The organism is Gemmatimonadales bacterium (assembly GCA_036279355.1).
GTDB lineage: Bacteria > Gemmatimonadota > Gemmatimonadetes > Gemmatimonadales > GWC2-71-9 > DASQPE01.
This window is the reverse complement of the sequence record DASUJH010000058.1, coordinates 1-20,928: the sequence shown is the minus strand read 5'-3', so window position 1 is coordinate 20,928 and position 20,928 is coordinate 1. Positions and strand designations below refer to the sequence as shown.

Here is a 20,928-nt window from a genome sequence, read left to right as displayed (position 1 = left end):
TGAGCGGCGACGCATGAGCGCGGCGGCCGCCCCGACGCAGCAGGCCGGTCCCCCGCGTGGCATCGCACCGCCGCGGAGCACGTTCCGCCGCATCGCACTTTACGGCGCGGCCCGGGCGGCGATCGCCGGCGTACTTGCGATCCGCGGCCTCGTGCTCGCCACCCTGCTCGGGCCGGCCGCATTCGGCGGTTGGGCCCTCATTCGCCTTGGCCTCGGCTACGCCGGCTTCGCGGCGCTCGGCATCCACCGCGGCCTCGAGCTCGAGTTGACGCGGGCGCGCGGCCGCTTCGAGACGGGGGCCGCTCGAGACGGTCCCGCGCGCGCGGCGCTGGGCTACGTGCTGGTGGTGTTCGGCGCGATCGCGGCGGTGGCGCTCGCGGCGTCGTTTGCCGTCACAGAGCCCGAGCGCGCGTTCGAGCTCCGCGCGTTCGCGGCCGCCGTGCTCGCCGAGCAGCTCTACGTGTACGGGCTCATCGCGCTCAGAGTGCAGGCCAATCTGCGCCGCTACGCGGGCCTCGAGTTCGCGCATGCTGTGCTGCAACTCGTCTGCACGTTGGGGTTGGCGGTGCGGTGGGGGCTCGACGGCGCGCTGGTCGGGTTGGTTATCGGCAATGTCCTCTCCCTCGGCCTCCTGCCCGGCATGGTACCGCTCAGACCCGCGTTCGACGTAGCGAGCGTGCGGAGGCTGCTCAGCGTCGGGGTTCCGTTCGCCATTGCGCTCGGACTGGCACGCTTGCTCTCCAGCGTGGATCGGCTGACCGTGGTGACACTCGGCGGCCGGGTCATGCTGGGATACTACGCATTCGCGGTTGCGGTGGCGGGGCTCGCGGCCGCCGTGGGCTGGGTGATTCGCACGGTGGTCTTTCCCGAGGTCTATCATCGGATGGAAACGGCCGGCGCGGCGCGCGCGGTGCGCGAGCACGTCGAGCGATCGATTCTTCCCTTCGTTCAGCTCTTCCCGCCGATCCTGGGCCTCGGCGCGCTCGCGCTCCGCCCCGCACTTGCGCTGCTGGCACCGCGCTACGCGCCCGCCGCCCCCGCGGGCGAGCTGTTCATCTTCAGCGGCGTCGCGGCAGGCCTCGCGAGCCTCGGCGCGGTCGGCCTCGTCGCGGCGGAGCGGCAGCGGGTTCTGCCGGTGTTCGCCGGAGCAGGCACCGCGCTCAACCTGGTGCTGTCGCTCACCGCGCTCCGGCTCGGGCTGGGTCTCGAGGCAGTGGCGGCCGGTGCGCTCCTCAGCCAGACGGCGTATGGCGGCGCTGTGCTCGTGGTGAATCTCAAGTCCGCCGAAGGATCGCCCGGCGCAGCGGCGGCGCGTGCCACGGCCTGCCGGGCGGTGCTGCCGCTCGCCTGGTGCGCGGTGAGCGTGCTCGCCGTTCGGCGGGTCTGGCCCGGCGCCGATGTGAGCTCGACCGCGCTCGCAGCCGCCGCGTATCTGGTGCTGCTGGTTCCGCTCGTGCCGCGGCTCGCGGCGGCGGCGCGGCGGGCGATGATTCGGGGTGGGATGGCACGCGGTGCGATGCTGCGCGATGCGCCCGCGCCGCGCGCGGCGCCGCGCGCCGGTGCAGGGGACGTCGTATGACCGGGGCGACCGCCCCGTTCTGCGTGCTGGTGCTTACCGTGAACCGCATCGGGCTCGATGCGGCCGCCGAGATCGCCCGGCTGCCCGGCGTGAGTCGCGTCGCGGCGCTCACGGGTCCGATGGCGCTTCGCAAGCGCCCACCTCTCCGCAAGGCGCTCCGTATGTGGCGCTATGGCGGCGCGAGCGCCGTGCTGCGCGGCGCGGCGGCGCGGGGCCTTCGGGCATTGCGCGGGGAGCCTCCCGCCGCGCGTCTGGCGGAATATGCCGCGCAGCGTTGCCCGGGAGTGGAGTACGAGCACGTCGCGGATTTCCATTCCGCGAGCACGCTCGAGCGGGTGCGCGCCCTTGCACCGGATCTGGGCGTCGTCGTAGCCACGCCCCGGCTGCTCCCGTCGTTGTTCAGGCTCCCCCGGCTCGGTTCCATCAACCTGCACTTCGGCCACGCGCCCGAATACCGCGGTTCGGCGCCCGCATTCTGGGAGCTGTACGAGGGCACGCCCGAGGTGGGGCTCACCGTGCACTGGGTGAACGAGCGGCTCGACCAAGGCGACATCATCCTGCAGGAGCGGCTACCGCTCGACCTCATGCCGCCGGGGGATCCGATGCGATATCTCACGCGCTACTGGAGGGAGCAACTTGCGCCGGCCGGCATTCGACTGCTGGTGACGGCAGTCGAGCGGTTGACCCAAGGTCCCGTGCCTGCTCGGGCTCAAGACCCCGCGCGCGGCCGCTTTTTCCTGCGGCCGACCGGGCGCGACAAGCGCGAGCTCAGGCGGCGGGTCCGGGCTCGCCGCGTCGGGGCTCGCCGTGCGGGGCGCTCCACGCTCACACCTTCAGGATGATCCGCCGCCGCCAGAGCGCGGCAAGCACCACGTACCAGCACGCCACGAACACGATCGCGAAAGCGAGCGACGCCGCGCGCGCGGGCAGCCACGACGCGAACGCGGCCCGGAACACCGCGGTCTCGACCGGCACGCTGGCGCCGCCGTAAGGCACGCGAACCACGGTATAGATGAGCCGCGCCGCGAGCTCCGAGCCCACGAACGCCGTGATCGGGTTCACGCCGAACACGACGAACGGGTGCACCCACCACGCCGCCTTCCGCTCTTCGATGAGCCACGTGCATGTCGCGAGCGACATCGCCGCCAGGCCCGCGGTGAACACGACGTAGGAGCTGGTCCAGAGATTCTTGTTGATCGGGAAGCCCCAACTCCAGACGAGCCCCCCCACAGTCGCAATTGCGCCCGCCCCGAACAGTTGATTGAGCCGCACCGAGAGCGGCTCGGGCCGGGTGAGCCGACGCCCCGCAGCCGCGCCCAGGAGTGCCGTGGCCACGGCGGGCACGGTCGCGAGGATTCCTTCCGGATCCCAGGTCCGCGTCTCGGGCCAGAGATGACCGCCGAGCAGCAGGCGGTCGAGCCATGCCGCGAGCGTTGCGTCGGGGGGCGCGAGCGCGGCAGGTCCGACGCCCGGGACCGGGGCGAGCGCGAGCAACAGCCAGTAGCCCACGAGGATTGCGCCGGCAATCAGAAGCTGGGTGCGGGGCGGGGAGCGGAGGACGATCAACCCGGCGCAGAGATACACCACGCCGATCCGCTGCAGGACGCCCGGAATTCTGAGATGCGCGATCCAGTCGCGCGGGAAGAACGGAAAAGCCGAGACGAGGAGCCCGAGCACGATGATGACCACGCCGCGCCGCAGCACCTGGCGCACCAGAGCCCGCTCGTCGTCGCCGCGCTTGCGTCGGGCCATGAGCGAGAGGTGGGTCGTGACCCCGACGATGAAGAGGAAGAACGGAAAGATGAGATCGGTGGGCGTCCATCCGTTCCACTCGGCGTGGCGGAGCGGCGGGTAGATGGCGCTCCAACTGCCCGGCGCGTTTACCAGGAGCATGGCGGCGACCGTCGCGCCGCGGAAGACGTCGAGCGAGATGAGGCGGCCGGCTGCTGTGGCGCTTCCGCGGGCAGCCGGCGTCGCGGGCGCCACGGTCGCAGACGCCTCAGCGCGGGCGGTCACGTGGAAGCGCGGCATCGCGCTGGGTTGCCGTGCTGACGACGTACCGTGCGTGCTCCCGATCGAGGCGATCGAGCGTGCGCTCGAGCGCGTCGCCGACGACCTGGATGCGCGGGAGGCGGAACGGATCGAACCCCGCCGCGTGCGGGTTCAGCGCGGCCGGGCCCGCGACCTCGAGGATCGCATCGAAGCGGTAGCGAACCGTCCGGCCGCTCTTCGCGTCCCGCCAACTGCCGGCTTGCGCCAGTGCGCGGTTCTTCGGCCAGACGCCAAGCGGGAGCGCGAACGTGCGGACATGGTAGCCGGGCACGGCGGAGTCGATGGCCATGAGCCCGCGCGCGATCTGCTCCTCGACGCCGGCGTCGGTGAGCGTCGCCAGATTGGCGTGCCACAGCGTGTGCGCGCAGAGCTCGAAGCCCAGCCCCGCCAGAAAACGCAGCTTGCGGAAGCGCCACTCGGTGTGCTGACCCTCGATCCCCCGGTCGCCGAAGAACGCATGGCCGGCGCTTGCGGCCGGGAGCAGACAGAAGGTGGCGCGATTGGACCAGCCGGGGTGCGTGGCGGCGAAGGCGAGCCAGATGCCGAGCGCGCTCAGCGGGTCGGGTTCGAGCCGGCCGCCGCGCTCGACGTAGCGGAACTGGCCCGGCGAAGCGTCGTCGAAGGAAACGACCACGGGCGACATGCCGGCTGGCACCGCGATGTCGCCATCGACGAGCTGCGAGACGGTGATAGGCCGGTAGCCGCGATCGTAGAGCAGTTGGAGGTCGCGGCGGAAGTGCTCGCGCGAGCGGCTCCAGCGGCCGTCGCTCTCGCCGATCAGATGGTACTCGAAGATCGGCACCCGGCCGACGGCGGCGGCCGCGGCCGGCTGCTGGGCAACCGCGCGCGCCGCGCCGGATGTCGAGAGCGCGGCGAAGACCACGCCGGCAACGCGCACGGCGAACGCCGCACCGGGCATTGAGATCGTGTGAGTGTGAGGGGCGCCGGGAAGTTAGAGAGGCGCCCGGCGCCGCGCTACGGCCGTGCGTGGCGCTACTGCGCCAATCGCCCGAGCGCCGCCGCCGCAGAATCGATGGCTGCCGCCTCGGCGGCGAGCACGTCCTTCATGCGCGCCACCTGCTCGTCGGCCTCCTGCCAACGGCGCTGTTCGATGGCCTCGCGAATGCCTGGCAGTGTCTTGACGCCGTAGCCGGTGTAGAACCCCGGCGCGTAGATCTGGTGCCGGAACCACGGGCGGCCCGGCAGCCCCTCGTCGCTCGTGAGCGCGCGTTCGGTGGCCATGAGCCTCGCGTTGACGGCCGCCAACGCGGCGGTCCGGGTGGCCGAGTCCGGTGCGGCCAGTTGACTTGAATCGAGCCGCGCCAGCAGCGAGTCGTAGTCCTGTGCGCTCGCCTCCAGTTGGTCGAGCCCGTTCTCCAGCGGCGCGAAATTGAGGAAAGGCGGCACCGGCTCGGCCGGCGGGGGCGCCTCCGGGGCGCGCGGATCGGATTCGGCGACGAAGACGCTCTCCGCCAGCTCGCGGTTCAATTCGCGCGCCGAGTCCTGCCGCGCGCTCAGCAACTGCTCTACCTCGGTCCGGTACTTCGAGATTGCGTCGGCCAACCCGCCGAAGCGGAACGGCAGCACCTCGGCGCTCGCGAGCCGCATCACCGCCGTGCCGACGGTCTGCGCCAGCGCCCGGCCGTACACCTTGGACGAGTCGCCGAAGTGGTCCACCCAATACGGATCGTCGTAGATCGAGTGGTACACGCCGCCGGAGCCGGCACCCTCGCCGCCGAACTCGAGGTCGAGCGACGCGATGCCCAGGTGCTGGAGGAAAGGTGTGTAGTCGGAGCCCGAGCCGAGGGCGTTGATACGGAGGTCCTGCCGGTCCCGCGCCTCGCGGCGCTCGGCACCCGAGGTGGTCGCGATTTGGTGGAGCTGCGCGCGCCGCCACACGGTGAACCCGGTCTCCGGGTCCATGACGTCGCGCGCCACGCCGTTGATGAACGCCTCCAGCGAATGCGAGCCGTTCATCTGGAGGAAGCCACGCCCGCTTTCGTCAGTGTTGAGATACACCGCGGCGTGCCGGGTCAGCTCGTCCGCATGGGTCTCCACCCATTCGGTCGAGCCGAGCAGGCCCGGCTCTTCGCCATCCCATGCCGCATAAATGACCGTCCGGCGGGGCCGCCACCCCTGCCGCACCATCTCGCCCAGGGCGCGCGCCTCTTCCAGGAGCGCCACCTGGCCGGAGATCGGATCCACCGCGCCGTTCACCCACGCGTCGTGATGGTTGCCGCGCACGATCCACTCGTCGGGCGCCTCGGCGCCGGCGATCCGCGCGATCACGTCGTAGATGGGCCGAACCCGCCAGTCGCTCTTCACCCGGAGGTGCACCCGCGCGGGCCCCGGGCCCACGTGATAGGTCAGCGGCAGCGCTCCGCGCCACTCCGCTGGCGCCAGCGGGCCGCCGATGGCGGCGAGCAGCGGCTCGGCGTCGCCGTAGGAGATCGGCAGCACGGGGATCTTGGTGAGCGTCCGTGCCTCCGAGAGCGGTAGCCGCTTGGCGTCCGGCGTAGCGCCGACGCCGGGTGTGAGCGGGTCTCCCGAGTAGAGCGGCATGTCGGCGACGCTGCCCCGCTGCACGCCCCCTCTGGGGCGCATCGGGCCGCCGGGGAAGGCGTCGCCCATGAAGTAGCCGTCGTTGCGCGGATCGGAGTAAATGAGGCAGCCCACAGCGCCGTGCTCGGCGGCCACCTTGGGCTTGATGCCGCGCCACGACCCGCCGTAGCGCGCGATCACGATGGCGCCCTTCACGGATACGCCGAGGCGCTCGAGCCGATCGTAATCGGACGGAATGCCGTAGTTGACGTACACCAGCGGTGCCGTGACGTCCCCGTCGATCGAGTAGGCGTTATAGGTCGGGAGCTGCTCGGACTTCTGCCCCGAGGTGGGGTCGCCCGGCACCGTGGGCTCCTCCAGCCGGGCGCGGAAGCGGGTTGGAGCGAGGAGCTCGACCACCCGCTCCTTGGGCGTCGGGAAGAGCACATCGAACTGCTCGATCGAGGTATCCCATCCCCACGAGGCCAGGCGGTCGCGGATCCACTCGGCGTTGGCCTTGTCGTATGGCGAGCCCAGGTGGTGCGGCCGAGCGGCGAGGTGGCGGGTATAGGCGCGCATGCTGTCGGGACTTGGAATGGCGCGGAGCCGGGTCTCCCACTGCCGCTCCGCCGCCGCTCGCTTCGGACTGAAACCCGGCAGCGGTTGCGGTCCCCTCGAGGGGGCTGCGAGGAGGGCTGTCACGAGCACACAACGGAGGGCCGGCCGAGCGCTGGTGGGCATGCGAAGCTCCCTGGTGGGCCGGCGCCATCTCGCCCCGCGTAATTGGGGTCACAGACGGCCACGGCGAGCGGCGGTATCCTGGTGGCTCGGAAGCGGCTCCCAAGATTCGCTCGAAGGAGTGACCTATGCTTTGGCTTGCGGTGATTCTGCTGATCCTGTGGATTCTTGGCTTCGGCATCTTTCATATTGCCGGCGGCTTGATCCACATCCTGCTGATCCTCGCCATCATCGCGTTCGTGTATTATCTCGTCACCGGGCGTCGAGCGGTATAGGTACCCGGAAGCGAACTGGCGACGCGAGGGGCGGTCCGATCGGGCCGCCCCTTGGCACATGCGCGCGCCGGGCTGTCCGAATCGTCTCCGCCTCGCTTGCAATCCGATAATGTTGCTCGCAATTTGGGTCGACGAAAGGAGGCGACCATGGCGCAGGAACAAGCGGTCCCCGACGTGATGCCCATCGACCGGCGCGGCTATGCACACCCCGAGGTGCTGGTTTCGACGGCGTGGGTGGCCGAGCATCTGTCCGATCCGAAGGTACGCCTGATCGAGTCCGATGAAGACGTACTGCTGTACGAGACCGGCCACATCCCGGGCGCGGTGAAGGTCGATTGGGTGGCGGACCTCAACGACCCGCTCCAGCGGGATTACGTCGGCCGTGAGCGCCTCCAGGCGCTGCTCCGGTCCAAGGGTGTGAGCCGCGACACGACGATCGTGCTCTACGGTGACAAGAACAACTGGTGGGCGACATACACCTTCTGGGTGCTGCGCCTCTTTGGACTCGAAAACCTGCGGCTCATGGACGGCGGGCGGCTCCGGTGGATCCAGGAGGGGCGCCCGCTCACCACGGACGCGCCGACATACCCGCCGGGCGACATCACCGTGGGCGAGCGGAACGACGCCGGGCTCCGCGCCTTCCGCGAGGAGGTGTTGGCGCACATGCGCGCGGGGCGGCCGATGGTGGACGTGCGGAGCCCCGAGGAGTACCGCGGCGAGCGGCTCCACATGCCCGACTATCCGAACGAGGGCACGCTCCGCGGCGGCCACATTCCGGGGGCGCGGAGCATCCCGTGGGGGCGCGCGGTGAGCCCCGAGACCCACACGTTTCGCCCGGCGAGCGAGCTGCGCACGATCTACGAGCAGGAGAACGGTCTCAAGCGCGACGCCGACACGGTCGTGTACTGCCGGATCGGAGAGCGGTCATCGCATACCTGGTTCGCGCTCACGTACCTCCTCGGCTTTGATCGCGTGCGAAACTACGACGGCTCGTGGACGGAGTGGGGCAATGCCGTGCGGGCGCCGATCGAGAAGCCGTGATCGATCGCGAGACCCAGATCCAGGTCCTGGTCGACCACTACAAGCGGCCGCGCCACAAGGGCGCGCTGGAGGGGGCGGACGTCACGATGCCCGGCGGCAACCCCGGCTGCGGCGATCTGGTGACGATGCACGTACGCACCGAACCGGGGTCGGACCGGATCGAGGCGGTGCGCTTCGAGGGCGAGGGGTGCACCATCAGCCAGGCGGCGGCGTCGATCCTCGCGGAGCGGGTGAACCGCACGCATCCGACGCTCGACGAGGTGCTCGACTACTCCTACGACCGGATGATCGACCAGCTCGGCCGCGAGGTGGTCGGCTTTCGCGAACGCTGCGCCACGCTCGCGCTCGGCACGCTCAAGATGGCGGCCCGGAGCATCCAGAGCTATCGCCGGCTTCGCGCGGCGGGCCGAAGCGACGAGGAAATCCGGGAGCTGCAGGCCGCGCTGGTCAACGCTCGCGCCGATCAGGGGCTCGTCTTCGGCGCCGATGCGGAAGACCAGAAGGGGGTTGGCGGGGCCAACGCATAGACACGAGCCTGCCCGTGCCCGGATATTGCTGACGGTTGGTCCTCGAGAAGTCCCGGCGTACAAGAAGCTGTCAGTTTGGTTGTGCCCCCTGCCGCGGCATGGGCCGAACCGGCGCATGATGCGAATCCTCACGCTGAGCTACGAGTTCCCGCCCATTGGGGGCGGTGGCTCTCGGGTTGTGGCCGGTCTCGCCGGGCAGCTGGCGCGCGCCGGGCACGCGGTGGATCTCGTGACCATGGCGTTCCAGGAACTTCCGCGGCGGGAAACGGTGGACGGCATCGAGGTGCACCGGGTGCGGTGCTTCCGGCGCTCGGCGTCGATCTGCTCGCCGGGCGAAATGGCCGTGTATCTGATGCCGGCGTTACGAAGGGCGCGTGGTCTGGCGCAAACGCGGCGCTATGACCTGATCCACGCTCACTTCATCTTCCCCGACGGCGTGCTCGCCCTGGCGCTCGCGCATCTTACCGGGCTGCCGTATGTCATCACCGCGCATGGCTCGGACGTGCCGGGGTTCAATCCCGACCGGTTCCGCGCGATGCACCGGGTGCTCGCGCCCCTCTGGCGCCGCGTGGTGCGTGGCGCCGAGCTGCTGATTTCGCCGAGCCACAACCTGACGCGCCTCATTGACCGGGCCGCTCCCGCCGCGCGGACCGTGCTCATCCCGAACGGCATTGCACCCGCGCGCTATCGGGCCGACCGCCCGCGGCTCCGGCGTATCCTCGTCGTGTCCCGCCTCTTCGAGCGGAAGGGGGTGCAGAATCTCATTCGCGCGCTCGCGGGCGTCACCCACGATCACGAGCTCCACGTGGTAGGGGCGGGGCCGTACCAGCCCGAGCTCAGGGCCCTCTCGGAGCGGCTCGCGGTGCCGGTCAACTTCCACGGCTGGCTCGAGCCCGGCTCGGCGATGCTGGCTGAGCTCTATGAGACGGCCTCCATTTTCGTGCTGCCCTCCGAAATGGAGAACTTTCCGATCGTGTTGCTCGAGGCGATGGCGGCCGGCGCCGCCATCGTCACCACGCGCGGCACCGGCTGCGACGAGGTGGTCGGCGACGCGGGCGTGCTGGTGCCGCCGGGCGATCCGGCGGCCTTGCGCGCGGCGCTCGTGCCTCTCATGGCGGACCCCTCGGCGTGCCGCGCGCTCGGGGCCGCGGCCCGGCGCCGATTGGAGCAGCGCTTCAGTTGGGCAGCCGTCGCTCGGCGGTACACGGAGGTCTATCAGGACGTGATCGGCGCCCCTCCGGGCGTGCCGGAGGCGGCAGGCGTTGCCGTCTGAGCGCGCCCCCGGCGCCGCCATCTCCATGCGCATCTCGCCGTCGGTCCGCTGGTCGATCAAGCTCCTGCTTTCCTTCGCGCTCCTCTGGTTCATACTCAGCAACATCTCGTTCGGGTCGCTGAGCCAGGCGCTCGCCCACGTGGACTGGGCCTGGATCGCAGGCGGCGTGGCGCTCCTCCCCGTCTCGGTGGGCCTTGCGGCCCTGCAGATACGGACGGTGATAGAGCGGCAGGGATTGCAGATGACGGTGGGCGAGCTCGTTGCGCTGAATCTCGCGACCAGCTTCTACAATCTCTTCCTGCCCGGCTACCTGGCCGGCGGTGCGGTACGGTGGTACAAGCTCGCGCGGGCCGAGGGACGTCCGGTCGAGGCGCTTGCCGCGGTGTTGTACAACCGATTCGTGGACTCGTCACTGGTGCTGGCCGCCGGCGCCGTGTTCTGGCTGCTCGACGACCGCGCGGCGGGGACGCGCGCGGTGCCGTGGCTCTTCGGCGGGCTGCTCGCGGCCCTCGTGCTGGCACAACGCGCCCTCGCCCATCGAGCCGTCGGCGACTGGATCCGGCGCCGGCTCGCCACGGGGCGCCTCGGCGCAATGCTCTCCCCGCGGTTCAACGGGCGCATCGGGACGGTTCTCGATGCCGCGGCGCGGTTCGACGCCGTGCCGGCGCGATTTATCGCGCGCGTGGCGGGGCTCTGCGCGGCGCGGCATCTCACCGGAATCCTGACCTTCTACTTCTTTGCCCGCGCGCTTGGGCTGAGCTTGAGCTTCGCGAGCGCGGGCTGGGTGCGGAGCGTGCTCGTGGTGGTCGCCATGCTGCCGGTGAGCCTCGGCGGCCTCGGCGTGCGGGAGGGCAGCCTCATTGCGGTGCTCGGGCCCTACGGCATCGCGGCGTCCACGGCGGTGGCGCTTGGGCTGCTCATGTTCGGGCGCGACCTGATCGCCGCCACCGCGGGCGGGCTACTCGAGGCCCGCAGCTTTCTCTCCCTCCAGCCATCGGGTGATTGAGTGCGCGTCTGACGGCCGCGCCCCGGGCGCGTTATTCTTGGTCCACCATGCCTACGTCACGATTCTCCTCTGCTCCACGGGGGCGCGCCGCGCTCCGAGCCGCACTTCTCGCGGCCATGGTCGCCGCGGTGCCGCCCCAGTCCGTGGCGGCTCAGTCGGCCGATCCGGCTCCCGATTCCATCCGTCCCTTCGGCACGCTCCGCGAGCAGGCGGAGCGGCAGCAGCGCTGGCTCGCCGAACGGCTCGACAGCATTCTCCCCAAGCTCATGCGGCGCGAAGGAATCGACATGTGGGTGGTCCCGATGCGGGAGTACAACGAGGACCCGGTGTTCAGCTCTCTCGTATCCCCCACCACGTTCGCGGCGCGCCGCCGCACTATCTACGTGTTCTATGACCGCGGCCCCGCGCAGGGTGTCGAGCGCATTGCCCTGGGCGGCAGCTCGCAGGGTGGCCTGTACCAGGCGATGCGCTCGACCAAGCAGGTGACGGCGGCCGTGGGTGGCCGGCAGGCGGAGCTCTGGGGCGACCAGCAGTGGCAGGTGCTGAAGGAGGTGGTCGACGCCCGGCACCCGAGGGCCATCGGCATCGACATCTCCAGGACGTTCGCCTTTGCCGACGGGCTCTCCGCCGGCGAGTACGAGGGCATGCGAAAGGCGCTCGGCGCCAAGTGGGCGCGCCGCTTCAAGCGAGCCGAGGCGCTGCCGGTGGACCTCATCGCCGCGCGGCTGCCTGACGAGCAGCGCGCCTACAACGACCTTGCCAAGCTCACCTGGGCCGTGATCGACAGCATGTTCTCCGCGCAGACGATCCGACCCGGGGTCACGCGCGTGAGCGACCTCCAATGGTATTTCCGCCAGCGGGTGAACGACCTTGGCTTGGGCACCTGGTTCCAGCCGACGGTCGACGTGCAGCGCGCGGGCGTCACCGCCGAGTCGTTGGGCGAGGACCCGGTGATCGAGCGGGGAGACGTCCTCCACTGCGACGTGGGGATCACCGCGCTCCGGCTCAACACCGACGTCCAGCATCTGGCCTACGTCCTCAAGGATGGTGAGACCGACGCGCCCGCGGGCCTCAAGCAGGCGCTCGCCCGCTCCAATCGAATGCAGGACATCATGATGGAAGAGATCCGTCCGGGGCGGACCGGCAACGAGATCCTGATGTCGGCCCGCGCGCGGATGGCCGCGGACGGCATCGACGGCACGATCTACTCGCATCCGATCGGCCTCAACGGCCACGGGGCGGGCCCGCTCATCGGGCTCTGGGACTACCAGGAGGGCGTGCCCGGCCGCGGCGACCACAAGGTCATCCCCAACATGTGGTTCTCGATCGAGCTGCAGTCTACGACGCCCGTGGCCGAGTGGCAGGACCAGCCGGTGCGGATGGCGCAGGAGGAGGACATGGTGATGGCCCCCGACGGCACGCCGCGTTGGGCGTATCAGCGGCAGACGAGCCTCCGCCTGGTGCATTGAGGTGTCGATCGGGGACATCCGGCGCGACTACGCCCGCGCGCGGCTCGACGAGGGCGATGTCGCCGCCGACCCGTATACCCAGTTCGGCAGGTGGTTCGAGGATGCCCGGCGCGCCGAGCTGGGCGATGCGAACGCCATGGTGCTCGCCACCGCGACGCCCGACGGGACGCCGTCCGCGCGGGTCGTCCTTCTCAAGGGCTTCGACCAGGGTGGGTTCACGTTTTTCACCGACTACCGAAGCCAGAAGGGGCGCGAGCTCGCGGCCAACCCGCGCGCGGCACTGGTGTTCTACTGGAGGGAGCTCGAGCGGCAGGTGCGGATCGCCGGGTCGGTCGGGCGGGCGCCTGCGGCCGCGAGCGACGCTTACTTCCGCAGCCGGCCGCGCGCCAGCAGGTTGAGTGCCTGGGCGTCGCATCAGAGCGAGTGCGTGGAGAGCCGCGCGGCGCTGGAAGCGCGGGTGCGCGAGCTGGACGCCCGGTACCCCGGCGACGACGTTCCGCTGCCACCTTATTGGGGTGGCTTCGTCGTGGTACCCGATCGCGTGGAGTTCTGGCAGGGGCGGGAAAACCGGCTGCACGACCGGATCAACTACACACGCACCGGCGGCGGTTGGCTGACAGAGCGGCTCTCGCCTTGATGGGACGCGCTGTGAAAATGCCGGACCGGCTCACTGCCAGGAGATGCGGTAGCGGCACACGGCACCGCCCCTGGCCCGGCACTCCTCTTCGGTAACGTTCACGCCGCGCGCGCCGCACATCTCGAGCGCCCGCTTGTACCAACCGATGACGGTGAGGCAATCGGGCGCGCTGAAGGTTTCGGCATCGCGCGTGGTGAGGACCCCCGACTTCTCGCCGGTGGGCTGGTATTCGCGGCGGCCGGTCTCATAGTAGAGTGCGTAGATGGCCGGGGCCTTGGCCAGAAACGCCTGAGGATCGCCGGGCGACAGATAGCCGCTGTGCAACGAGCCCAGATTCTTCTCGGCCGACGCCGCGCCCAGGCGCTCGAAGAACTCGGGCCGGCCTTCGCCGAGCACGCGGACGATGGCATCGTCGAGCCGCTTGCCCAACTCGAATGGATACCAGTTCGAAGTGAACACCATGCGGAGCGGGCGCTGGTCTTCGGGCGCGAGGCTCTCGATCACCCGTTGTACGCCCGACTTGCCGAAGTGCTCCTCGACGAACGCGATCCGTGATTTGAGGACCGCGCCCTTGATCTGCTGCATGGGACCGTACCTTATGGGAGGGCTTGCCGGAAGATAGCCGGGGCGCCGGACCGACCAGGGTCAGCACCGATGATGCCGGATGCGATCTGGATCACGGCGCTCGCGCCCCGCGCAGCGAAACGTACCCAAGTTCAATGTTCTACTGAGGACAGAGCGGTGGGCACGTCGCACTCCACAGTACTCGAATTTCGCAAGCCTCGAGCATCGCCTCCGCGCGGCGGTCCGGCGGCGCGGGCCGCGCGCGCGATCCTGACCTCGCTGTTCGGGCCTCCCGGCGAGCGGGACTTCGCGGTGCGGCTCTGGGATGGAACGGTGGATCGCCCCGGCACCGCCGGGAAGCCGCGCTTCACGCTGGTCTTCAACCATCCGGCGGCGCTCAGGCGGATGCTCCTCCCGCCGAGCGAAACCAGAGCGGCCCGAGCGTACCTGCGGGGCGACATCGACGTCGAAGGCGATCTGGAGCGGGCCACCGCGCTGGCCGACCGGCTCGCGAGCCGCCTGGGCTCGCCGGGCGCATGCGCGCGGCTCCTGGCTCGCCTGCTCGCGCTGCCGCGGACAGCAGAGCCCCGGGAAGGAGCGGGGGCGCGGCACTTCGCGGCGCGCCGCGCGCGGTTGCACGCGCCGAAGACCGATCGCGCGGCGGTGCGCTTCCACTATGACGTGGGCAACGACTTCTACCGGCTATGGCTGGACCGCCGGATGGTGTACTCCTGCGGCTATTTCCCCACCGGCGCCGAGGACATCGACGCGGCGCAGGAGGCCAAGCTCGATCACATCTGCCGCAAGCTGCGCCTCGCACCCGGCGAGCGGTTCCTCGACATCGGTTGCGGCTGGGGCGCGCTCGTCATGCACGCCGCCGAGCGTTATGGGGTAAACGCGCTCGGGATCACCCTCAGCCGCCAGCAGGCGGCCTACGCCGGCAAGGCCATCGCCGCCGCCGGACTCGCGGGTCGTTGCCGGGTGGCCGTATGCGACTATCGGGAGCTAGCCTCGGGCGGTCCCACCGCGGAGCCGCTCAGTGCCGAACCGGTGAGCACGGAGCCGCTCGCCGGCGCATTCGACAAGGTGGCCAGCGTCGGCATGTTCGAGCATGTGGGCCGGCGCATGCTTCCCACCTACTTCGCGGAGGCGTTCCGGCTCACTCGGCCGGGCGGGCTCTTCCTCAATCACGGCATCGTCCAGCTCGCGCCGCGCGGTGCGAGGCCCATGGTGCACGGCGCCGCGCGCCTGCTCTGGCATCCCGGGCGCTTCATCGAGCGTTACGTCTTTCCCGGCGGCGAGCTGGTGCCCGCCGCGCTGGCGGTGCACTGCGGCGAGGAGGCCGGGTTCGAGCTGCGCGACGGCGAGAGCCTGCGCGAGCACTACGCCCTCACGCTCCGGCAGTGGGTGCGCCGGCTCGAAGCGCACGCGGCCGAGGCGCGCGAGCTGGTGGGTGAGCCCACCTATCGGGTGTGGAAGCTCTACATGGCGGGTTCGGCGCGTGCATTTGCCGCCGCCCGGATCGGACTGGTGCAGCTACTCTTTGCCAAGCCGGACGGCCAGGGCGGCTGTCCCCTCCCTCTCAACCGCAGCGATCTCTACCGCGATTCACCCCGGCTGGTTCACTGAGCCGGGGACCCTCCGGTCGTTACGACGATGTTCGCCGCCGACGCGCCGGCCAGCGGCGCGTCGACCGGTAGGCAGGCGAGGATCCGGGCGGCTCGCTGGGCGCCGCTCGGGTGCAGGTTGTCGAATCGGAACGGTCCCATCCGGCTGAAGAACCTGACGGCGGCTTCGACCGCCGCGGCATCGGTGAGCGAGAGCGCGCGCGCGGCGTAGCAGTCCGCGGCGAGCTCCTGGTGCCGGCGCAGATCGCCCAGGTCGCCGACGGCGTCGGTGAGAGCCGCGCCGGTATGCCCGTAGAAGAGATGCCCGTACTCGTGCGCGAAGAAGAAATCCGCGAGCTGCGGCCCGACGCGGCTCATGAGAGTCGGATTGTAGTAGATGACGGGGCGACCGTGCTCGAAGCCAGCCACGGCGACGTCGCGCAACGTATCGGTTGGGACCTGCACGGCATCCATCAGCCGCTGCGTGGCCGCGGCGCGGGTGGGGGCCGCCGTCGTGAGTGCCGCAGCGAGCGCGATGGCTGGGATGATGGCGGCACGTACGTGCCCCGATCTCGGAGTCCTCATGCTCCTGCCTTGCCGTGTGTCGCGGCGGCTCGCCACGCGGCGGGGGTCCGGCGGCGGATGAGGGAGATGGTGACCCGTCGCGCGGGCATATCGCGTGCCCGGTCACTTCGGTACGCTATGTCGTGGCGTGGCACCGGAGAGCGCCGCGAATCCGATTGACCGGTTCGGCCGAGCGCCGTACGTTGCAACAGCCGCCAGGGGTATCGGCCCGATCGCTCCCGCCGGGAGCATCGTGCGCCGGTTGAGACCGCACCCTTGGAACCTGATCCGGCTCATACCGGCGAAGGGAGCGCGGCTCGGCTCGGCCGCGCGTCCCGCCGTTCATTGGAGCGCGAGCAATGGCCACGATGCTGTCCGACCCGGCTCTTCCCGCCGCCGCCCCGTCCTTCGCGGAGGCGTTTCCCAACTCGACCAAGATCTATCTCGACGGCAGCCGCGGCGTGCGGGTGCCGATGCGCGAGATCGCGCTCTCCGGTGGCGAACCGCCCCTCCGGGTGTACGACACCAGCGGGCCGCAGGGGTCCGACGTGCGCGAGGGGTTACCGGGGGTGAGGGGGGAATGGATTGCGGGGAGAGATGTGGAACGGGCGCACAGGCGGACGGGCGGACCGGCGGGCAGAAGTGAACGTGCGACCGCTGAACGGCCCGACCTGTCCGCCCGACCGCCTGTGCGCCTGTCCGTCCTCCGCGGCCGGAGCTGCGTCACCCAGCTCCACTATGCCCGTGCCGGAGAGATTACTCCGGAGATGGAATTCGTGGCGCTGCGTGAGGGAATGAGCGCTGAGCTGGTGCGGAGCGAGGTGGCGCGCGGCCGCGCGATCATCCCGGCGAACGTCAACCACCCCGAGCTCGAGCCGATGGCGATCGGCCGCGCGTTCCACGTCAAGATCAACGCCAATATCGGCAACTCGGCAGTCAGCTCGTCCATCGAGGAGGAGGTCGAGAAGCTCCGCTGGGCCACGCTCTGGGGCGCCGACACGGTGATGGATCTCTCGACCGGCAAGCACATCCACGAGACCCGCGAGTGGATCATCCGCAACTCCGCGGTGCCGATCGGGACGGTGCCGATCTATCAGGCGCTGGAAAAGGTGGGCGGTGTGGCGGAGGACCTGACATGGGACGTGTACCGGGACACGCTGATCGAGCAATGCGAGCAGGGCGTGGACTATTTCACGGTGCACGCCGGCGTGTTGCTCCGGTACGTGCCGCTCACCGCCGACCGCGTCACCGGCATCGTCTCGCGCGGCGGGTCGATTCTCGCCAAGTGGTGCCTCGCGCACCATCAGGAGAACTTCCTCTACACGCGCTTCCGCGAGATCTGCGCGATCATGGCGGCCTACGACGTCGCCTTTTCGCTGGGCGACGGGCTCCGGCCGGGCAGCATCGCCGACGCGAACGACGCGGCGCAGTTCGCCGAGCTCGAGACCCAGGGCGAGCTCACCCGGATCGCGTGGGAGTACGACGTGCAGGTGATGAACGAGGGACCGGGTCACGTCCCCATGCACCTCATCCGCGAGAATATGGAGAAGCAGCTCGCCTGGTGCGACGAGGCGCCGTTCTACACGCTGGGCCCGCTCACGACCGACATCGCGCCGGGGTACGACCACATCACGAGCGCCATCGGCGCCGCGATGATCGGCTGGTTCGGCACGGCGATGCTCTGCTACGTGACACCGAAGGAGCACCTGGGCCTGCCGGATCGCGACGACGTGAAGGCGGGCGTGATCGCGTACAAGATCGCCGCGCACGCCGCCGATCTCGCCAAGGGACACCCGCGCGCCCGCGCCTGGGACGACGCGCTCTCGCGCGCGCGCTTCGATTTCCGGTGGGAGGATCAGTTCAATCTTTCGCTCGACCCGGTCACCGCGCGCGCCTTCCACGACGAGACGCTGCCGGCCGACGGCGCCAAGCTCGCGCACTTCTGCTCGATGTGCGGCCCCAAGTTCTGCTCGATGCGGATCAGCCAGGACCTGCGCGACGAGGCGCGGCGCCAGGCGGAGCAGGGCATGGCCGAGAAGGCGGCGGAGTTCAGAGAGCGCGGCGGCGAGGTGTACGTGCGCGCGTGAGCGTGGCGGGGCGGCTGACGGTCGCTCGATGGTCTTCCCGCCGCACGGCGCTCGCCGCCTTGTCGTGCCGCAGTCCAACGAACCGCGGATGGCGCAGGTGTCCCTCGTGCGTCCATTCCGCGAAGGCGATCTCGGCGACGAGCGCCGGTCGCACCCAGTGCACCGCCGGCTCATCGGGCGCAGCGCCGCCGGCGAAGGGCGAAGTCCGGCGGGCAAGCGGCGCGAGGAGCGCCGCGAGAAGCTCGAGCATCTCCCGATCGAAGCCGGTGCCCACCTTGCCGGCGTACCGGAGCGCGCCCGAGCCGTCGAAATAGCCCACGAGCAGCGCGCCCAGGCGCTCACGGCTGCCCCGGGGCTCGGTCCATCCGCCGACGACAAATTCCTGTCGCCGGACGCACTTCATCTTGAGCCAGTCGCGGGAGCGGCCCGCGCGGTACGGGCTCGCGAGTCGCTTGGTGATGAGCCCCTCGCCGCCCCGGCGGCATACGGCGGCATACCGCGCGGCGAATTCGCGCTCCGCGGGCCAGTGCGGGGTGAGCCGGAGCGACCCGCCGAACCGCACCGCCCGCTCCAGCGCGTGCCGCCGCTCAACGAGCGAGCGTGGCTTGAGGTCACGGCCGCGGAACCCCAGGCAATCGAAGAGCCAGTACTCCACCACCACACCGCTGGTGAGCGCGCGCCGGGCGTCGCGCAGTTGCATGCGTTCCTGCAGCAGCGAGAAGCTCGAGAGTCCTCGCGCTTCGTCGATCGCCACGACTTCGCCGTCGAACGTCCCCGAGCCCCGACATGCGGCGCGCATGGCGGTCACCAGCTCGGGGTAGGCATCGCCCAGCGCGCGGCCGTTCCGCGAGACCAGCTGCACCGCGTCGGGGGTCACCACCGCGAGGCAGCGCACGCCGTCGAGCTTGGGCTCGCAGCTCCAGCCCGGTGGCGGCGGCGCGGGTTCCGCCAGCGTCGCGAGCATCGGCGCGATGGGTGCTGGACGGCCCCCGCTCACTCGGCCTCGACCGCGGCGAGCGCGTCGTACGCCGCGGCCGGGTCCTCCTTGGCGTGGAGAATGCCCGCCCACGGATCGCCCCGCTCAGCCAGGAGCTCCGGCGCGGTGTCGAGCGTGTAGTCGGTGGGATACGCGTGCGCCAGCTCGGACCAGGTGAGCGGCATCGAGACGGTGGCGTACGGATGGCGCCGGGGAGAATACGCCGCCGCGAGTGACTTGCCGCGCACGTTCTGGTTGAAGTCGAAGAACACGCGGCCGGTGCGTGCCCGCACCGACCACTCGAGGGTGATGTCGTCGGGCCGAAGTGCCATGAGGAACTGACCGATCACCTCGGCCATTCCGCGGACCTCGGCAAACGTATAGCGGCGCACGATCGGGAGATAACAATGGAGGCCGGTGCGGCCCGATGTCTTCACGAACGGTGTGAGGCCGAGCGCCTCGGCCACGCGGCGCACCTCGAAGGCGATCTCCCGCACGCGGGCGAACCCGACGGGGTTGAGCTCTGGCTCGGCGCCCCCCCGCTCGGTACCCGCGTAGTGATAGGAATCGAGGTCCACGACGATGAAGTCGGGGTAGTTGAGACGCGACGCATCAAGCGCCGCCTCGGAGTCGGCGTAATCGGTGCCGAGCCGGCGCCCGTCCGGCCTGGGGGAGGTGCGAGAGAACCAGACGTGCAGCTCGAGCGCGGCCTGCTGCGCGAGCCAGAGCAGCGTGGCGAGGTTCGCCACGGTCAGATAGTCGCGCGGCGCGCCTCGCTCCCGCGACCAGATGGCCACCGTCTTCACGAACCGGGGCCGCTCCTCCCACACCTTCTGATAGAACGCGCCGCCCGCGATGCCGTCGGGAAATCGGGTGACGAAGACCGGCCGCGCCTCGAGATGCGGCAGCAGCCAGGGTGAAACCCGCGTGACGTAACGGAGCAGGTCGCGTTTCGTGATGCCGGCGCGCCGCCGGCCCGGCCAGAGCGGCTTGTCCAGATTCGAGAGCGGCACCACGTGGCGCCCGACGGCGAGCAGCATCCCGTTGCTCGGGACCGCGAGTTGCGCGAGCACGTCGCGAATGTCCGCCTGCGCCGAGTGCGCCACGGCCGCTCACCCGGCCTTCTCTGCGCTCGTGCGGACGCGCCGGCGGCGAGGCGCGGCAGGTGCGCGCTTCCTTCGTGTCGAGGACGGGCCGCTCCGCCGCCCGGCGCGCGCTGCGGCGACGCTCCGTGCCAGCGCATCGGCCAGATCGATCACCTTGGGCTCGCTTGGCGGCGCCGTGACCAGCTCCTCCTTGCCTTCGAGCTTGGCGTCGATCAGCGCCGCGAGCGCCTCGCGGTAGTGGTCGTGGTAGGTCTCGGGCTCGAACGGCTTCCGGAGCAGGTCGATCAGCGCGTGCGCCATCTCCACCTCGCGCCCGCTCAGCTTGCTCTCACCGACGTCCACCTCGCGCTCGAGCTCGACCTCGTCAGGGTAGTAGAGGGTGGCGAGCGTGAGCGTGCCGCTGTGCGGACGCAGGGCGCAGAGCTGCTCCTTCTTCCGCAACGTGATGGTGCCGATGGCCACGAGCCGCTCGTCGCCCAGCGCCTTGAGGAGCAGTGCGTAGGCCTTCGCGCTTCGCGCGTCGGGTGCCAGGTAGTAGCTCTTCTCGTGGAAGACGGGATCGATCTCGTCGGCCGGCACGAACGCGGAGAGCGCCACCGTGTGCTTGCTCGCGAGCGGCAGCCGCTCGAAGTCCTCGTCGGTCAGCATCACGTAACGGCCCTTGGCGTACTGGTAGCCGCGCACGACTTCGGTCCATGGCACCTCGACCTCGTCGGTCGGGCACCAGCGCTTCTGCTCTATCCTGGTGCCGCAGGTGGCATGCAGCAGGTTGAAGGAGATGTCCTTCGGGTGGGTGGCGCTGAAGAGCTTCACCGGGATGTTCACCATCCCGAAGCTCACAACTCCACTCCAGATCGCCCGGGGTGCCATTGGTGCTCCTCTGTTT

Annotated in this window: 19 protein-coding genes and 1 riboswitch; of the genes, 11 read left to right on the top strand and 8 right to left on the bottom strand. The window is 70.3% G+C overall.

Annotated features, from left to right (window positions below):
• Positions 1-13: 13 nt before the first annotated feature.
• Positions 14-1,579 carry an oligosaccharide flippase family protein gene (locus VFW66_14190; protein ID HEX5387849.1) on the top strand — a complete coding sequence of 522 codons (1,566 nt, stop codon included), beginning with the start codon at positions 14-16 and terminating at the stop codon, positions 1,577-1,579.
• A complete protein-coding gene (locus VFW66_14185) occupies positions 1,576-2,421 on the top strand; it encodes a formyltransferase family protein (protein HEX5387848.1) in 846 nt (281 codons plus the stop codon). Before VFW66_14190 ends, VFW66_14185 begins: the two co-directional genes overlap by 4 nt.
• Here the strand turns inward: VFW66_14185 and VFW66_14180 are convergent.
• The 3 genes from VFW66_14180 to VFW66_14170 form a co-directional block, all read right to left on the bottom strand.
• Positions 2,405-3,595, bottom strand: a complete 1,191-nt coding sequence (locus tag VFW66_14180; protein HEX5387847.1) for a heparan-alpha-glucosaminide N-acetyltransferase domain-containing protein — start codon at positions 3,593-3,595, stop codon at positions 2,405-2,407. The two genes, VFW66_14185 and VFW66_14180, sit on opposite strands and share 17 nt — an antisense overlap.
• Complete coding sequence (locus tag VFW66_14175) at positions 3,579-4,550, bottom strand: polysaccharide deacetylase family protein (GenBank protein HEX5387846.1); 972 nt, start codon at positions 4,548-4,550, stop codon at positions 3,579-3,581. The genes VFW66_14180 and VFW66_14175 overlap by 17 nt, the downstream gene beginning before the upstream one ends.
• Positions 4,551-4,624: 74 nt before the next feature.
• Positions 4,625-6,751 (bottom strand): M28 family metallopeptidase, encoded by a 2,127-nt coding sequence (locus VFW66_14170; GenBank protein HEX5387845.1) that lies wholly within the window; start codon positions 6,749-6,751, stop codon positions 4,625-4,627.
• A 287-nt stretch (positions 6,752-7,038) separates the two neighbouring features.
• Here VFW66_14170 and VFW66_14165 point away from each other — a divergent pair, with 287 nt between their 5' ends.
• The 7 genes from VFW66_14165 to pdxH all read left to right on the top strand — a co-directional run bounded on the left by VFW66_14165 (position 7,039) and on the right by pdxH (position 13,138).
• Positions 7,039-7,185: a lmo0937 family membrane protein gene (locus VFW66_14165; protein HEX5387844.1), complete on the top strand. Its 147-nt coding sequence runs from the start codon at positions 7,039-7,041 to the stop codon at positions 7,183-7,185.
• Positions 7,186-7,332: 147 nt separating this feature from the next.
• Positions 7,333-8,226, top strand: coding sequence for a sulfurtransferase (locus tag VFW66_14160; protein ID HEX5387843.1), 894 nt, complete (start codon positions 7,333-7,335; stop codon positions 8,224-8,226).
• Complete coding sequence (locus VFW66_14155; GenBank protein HEX5387842.1) at positions 8,223-8,753, top strand: iron-sulfur cluster assembly scaffold protein; 531 nt, start codon at positions 8,223-8,225, stop codon at positions 8,751-8,753. The genes VFW66_14160 and VFW66_14155 overlap by 4 nt, the downstream gene beginning before the upstream one ends.
• Positions 8,713-10,026, top strand: coding sequence for a glycosyltransferase family 4 protein (locus VFW66_14150; GenBank protein HEX5387841.1), 1,314 nt, complete (start codon positions 8,713-8,715; stop codon positions 10,024-10,026). Before VFW66_14155 ends, VFW66_14150 begins: the two co-directional genes overlap by 41 nt.
• Positions 10,016-11,032: a lysylphosphatidylglycerol synthase transmembrane domain-containing protein gene (locus VFW66_14145; GenBank protein HEX5387840.1), complete on the top strand. Its 1,017-nt coding sequence runs from the start codon at positions 10,016-10,018 to the stop codon at positions 11,030-11,032. The genes VFW66_14150 and VFW66_14145 overlap by 11 nt, the downstream gene beginning before the upstream one ends.
• 47 nt (positions 11,033-11,079) lie before the next feature.
• Positions 11,080-12,501 carry a M24 family metallopeptidase gene (locus VFW66_14140; GenBank protein HEX5387839.1) on the top strand — a complete coding sequence of 474 codons (1,422 nt, stop codon included), beginning with the start codon at positions 11,080-11,082 and terminating at the stop codon, positions 12,499-12,501.
• Between the two features lies 1 nt (position 12,502).
• Positions 12,503-13,138, top strand: coding sequence for a pyridoxamine 5'-phosphate oxidase (gene pdxH / locus VFW66_14135; protein ID HEX5387838.1), 636 nt, complete (start codon positions 12,503-12,505; stop codon positions 13,136-13,138).
• 30 nt (positions 13,139-13,168) lie between these two features.
• On the opposite strand, the gene VFW66_14130 is transcribed toward pdxH, so the two are convergent.
• Positions 13,169-13,723, bottom strand: a complete 555-nt coding sequence (locus tag VFW66_14130) for a TIGR02265 family protein (protein HEX5387837.1) — start codon at positions 13,721-13,723, stop codon at positions 13,169-13,171.
• A 156-nt stretch (positions 13,724-13,879) separates the two neighbouring features.
• Between VFW66_14130 and VFW66_14125 the strand changes: the two genes are divergently transcribed.
• Positions 13,880-15,331, top strand: coding sequence for a class I SAM-dependent methyltransferase (locus tag VFW66_14125; protein ID HEX5387836.1), 1,452 nt, complete (start codon positions 13,880-13,882; stop codon positions 15,329-15,331).
• Here the strand turns inward: VFW66_14125 and VFW66_14120 are convergent.
• On the bottom strand, positions 15,325-15,894 hold the full coding sequence (locus VFW66_14120) for a hypothetical protein (GenBank protein HEX5387835.1): 570 nt from the start codon (positions 15,892-15,894) through the stop codon (positions 15,325-15,327). The two genes, VFW66_14125 and VFW66_14120, sit on opposite strands and share 7 nt — an antisense overlap.
• Positions 15,895-16,107: 213 nt before the next feature.
• Positions 16,108-16,201, top strand: a riboswitch (TPP riboswitch).
• Between the two features lie 31 nt (positions 16,202-16,232).
• On the opposite strand from VFW66_14120, the gene thiC reads away from it, so the two are divergent.
• The gene (thiC, locus tag VFW66_14115) at positions 16,233-17,960 is read left to right on the top strand and encodes a phosphomethylpyrimidine synthase ThiC (protein HEX5387834.1); all 1,728 of its coding nucleotides are present in this window, start codon (positions 16,233-16,235) and stop codon (positions 17,958-17,960) included.
• On the opposite strand, the gene ligD is transcribed toward thiC, so the two are convergent.
• Genes ligD through VFW66_14100 form a run of 3 tightly spaced genes read right to left on the bottom strand, consistent with a single transcriptional unit; the run spans position 17,923 to position 20,912 of the window.
• Positions 17,923-18,957, bottom strand: a complete 1,035-nt coding sequence (gene ligD / locus VFW66_14110) for a non-homologous end-joining DNA ligase (protein ID HEX5387833.1) — start codon at positions 18,955-18,957, stop codon at positions 17,923-17,925. The two genes, thiC and ligD, sit on opposite strands and share 38 nt — an antisense overlap.
• A complete protein-coding gene (locus tag VFW66_14105) occupies positions 18,954-20,042 on the bottom strand; it encodes a hypothetical protein (protein HEX5387832.1) in 1,089 nt (362 codons plus the stop codon). Before VFW66_14105 ends, ligD begins: the two co-directional genes overlap by 4 nt.
• Before the next feature lie 6 nt (positions 20,043-20,048).
• On the bottom strand, positions 20,049-20,912 hold the full coding sequence (locus tag VFW66_14100; GenBank protein ID HEX5387831.1) for a Ku protein: 864 nt from the start codon (positions 20,910-20,912) through the stop codon (positions 20,049-20,051).
• Positions 20,913-20,928 lie beyond the last annotated feature (16 nt).

Coding starts and splice junctions, on each gene's coding strand:
- VFW66_14190 (HEX5387849.1), top strand. CDS start 14: ATGAGCGCGGCGGCCGCCCCGACGCAGCAGGCCGGTCCCCCGCGTGGC.
- VFW66_14185 (HEX5387848.1), top strand. CDS start 1,576: ATGACCGGGGCGACCGCCCCGTTCTGCGTGCTGGTGCTTACCGTGAAC.
- VFW66_14175 (HEX5387846.1), bottom strand. CDS start 4,550: ATGCCCGGTGCGGCGTTCGCCGTGCGCGTTGCCGGCGTGGTCTTCGCC.
- VFW66_14170 (HEX5387845.1), bottom strand. CDS start 6,751: ATGCGCGCCTATACCCGCCACCTCGCCGCTCGGCCGCACCACCTGGGC.
- VFW66_14165 (HEX5387844.1), top strand. CDS start 7,039: ATGCTTTGGCTTGCGGTGATTCTGCTGATCCTGTGGATTCTTGGCTTC.
- VFW66_14160 (HEX5387843.1), top strand. CDS start 7,333: ATGGCGCAGGAACAAGCGGTCCCCGACGTGATGCCCATCGACCGGCGC.
- VFW66_14150 (HEX5387841.1), top strand. CDS start 8,713: ATGCGGAAGACCAGAAGGGGGTTGGCGGGGCCAACGCATAGACACGAG.
- VFW66_14140 (HEX5387839.1), top strand. CDS start 11,080: ATGCCTACGTCACGATTCTCCTCTGCTCCACGGGGGCGCGCCGCGCTC.
- VFW66_14130 (HEX5387837.1), bottom strand. CDS start 13,723: ATGCAGCAGATCAAGGGCGCGGTCCTCAAATCACGGATCGCGTTCGTC.
- VFW66_14120 (HEX5387835.1), bottom strand. CDS start 15,894: ATGAGGACTCCGAGATCGGGGCACGTACGTGCCGCCATCATCCCAGCC.
- thiC (HEX5387834.1), top strand. CDS start 16,233: ATGGCCACGATGCTGTCCGACCCGGCTCTTCCCGCCGCCGCCCCGTCC.
- VFW66_14100 (HEX5387831.1), bottom strand. CDS start 20,912: ATGGCACCCCGGGCGATCTGGAGTGGAGTTGTGAGCTTCGGGATGGTG.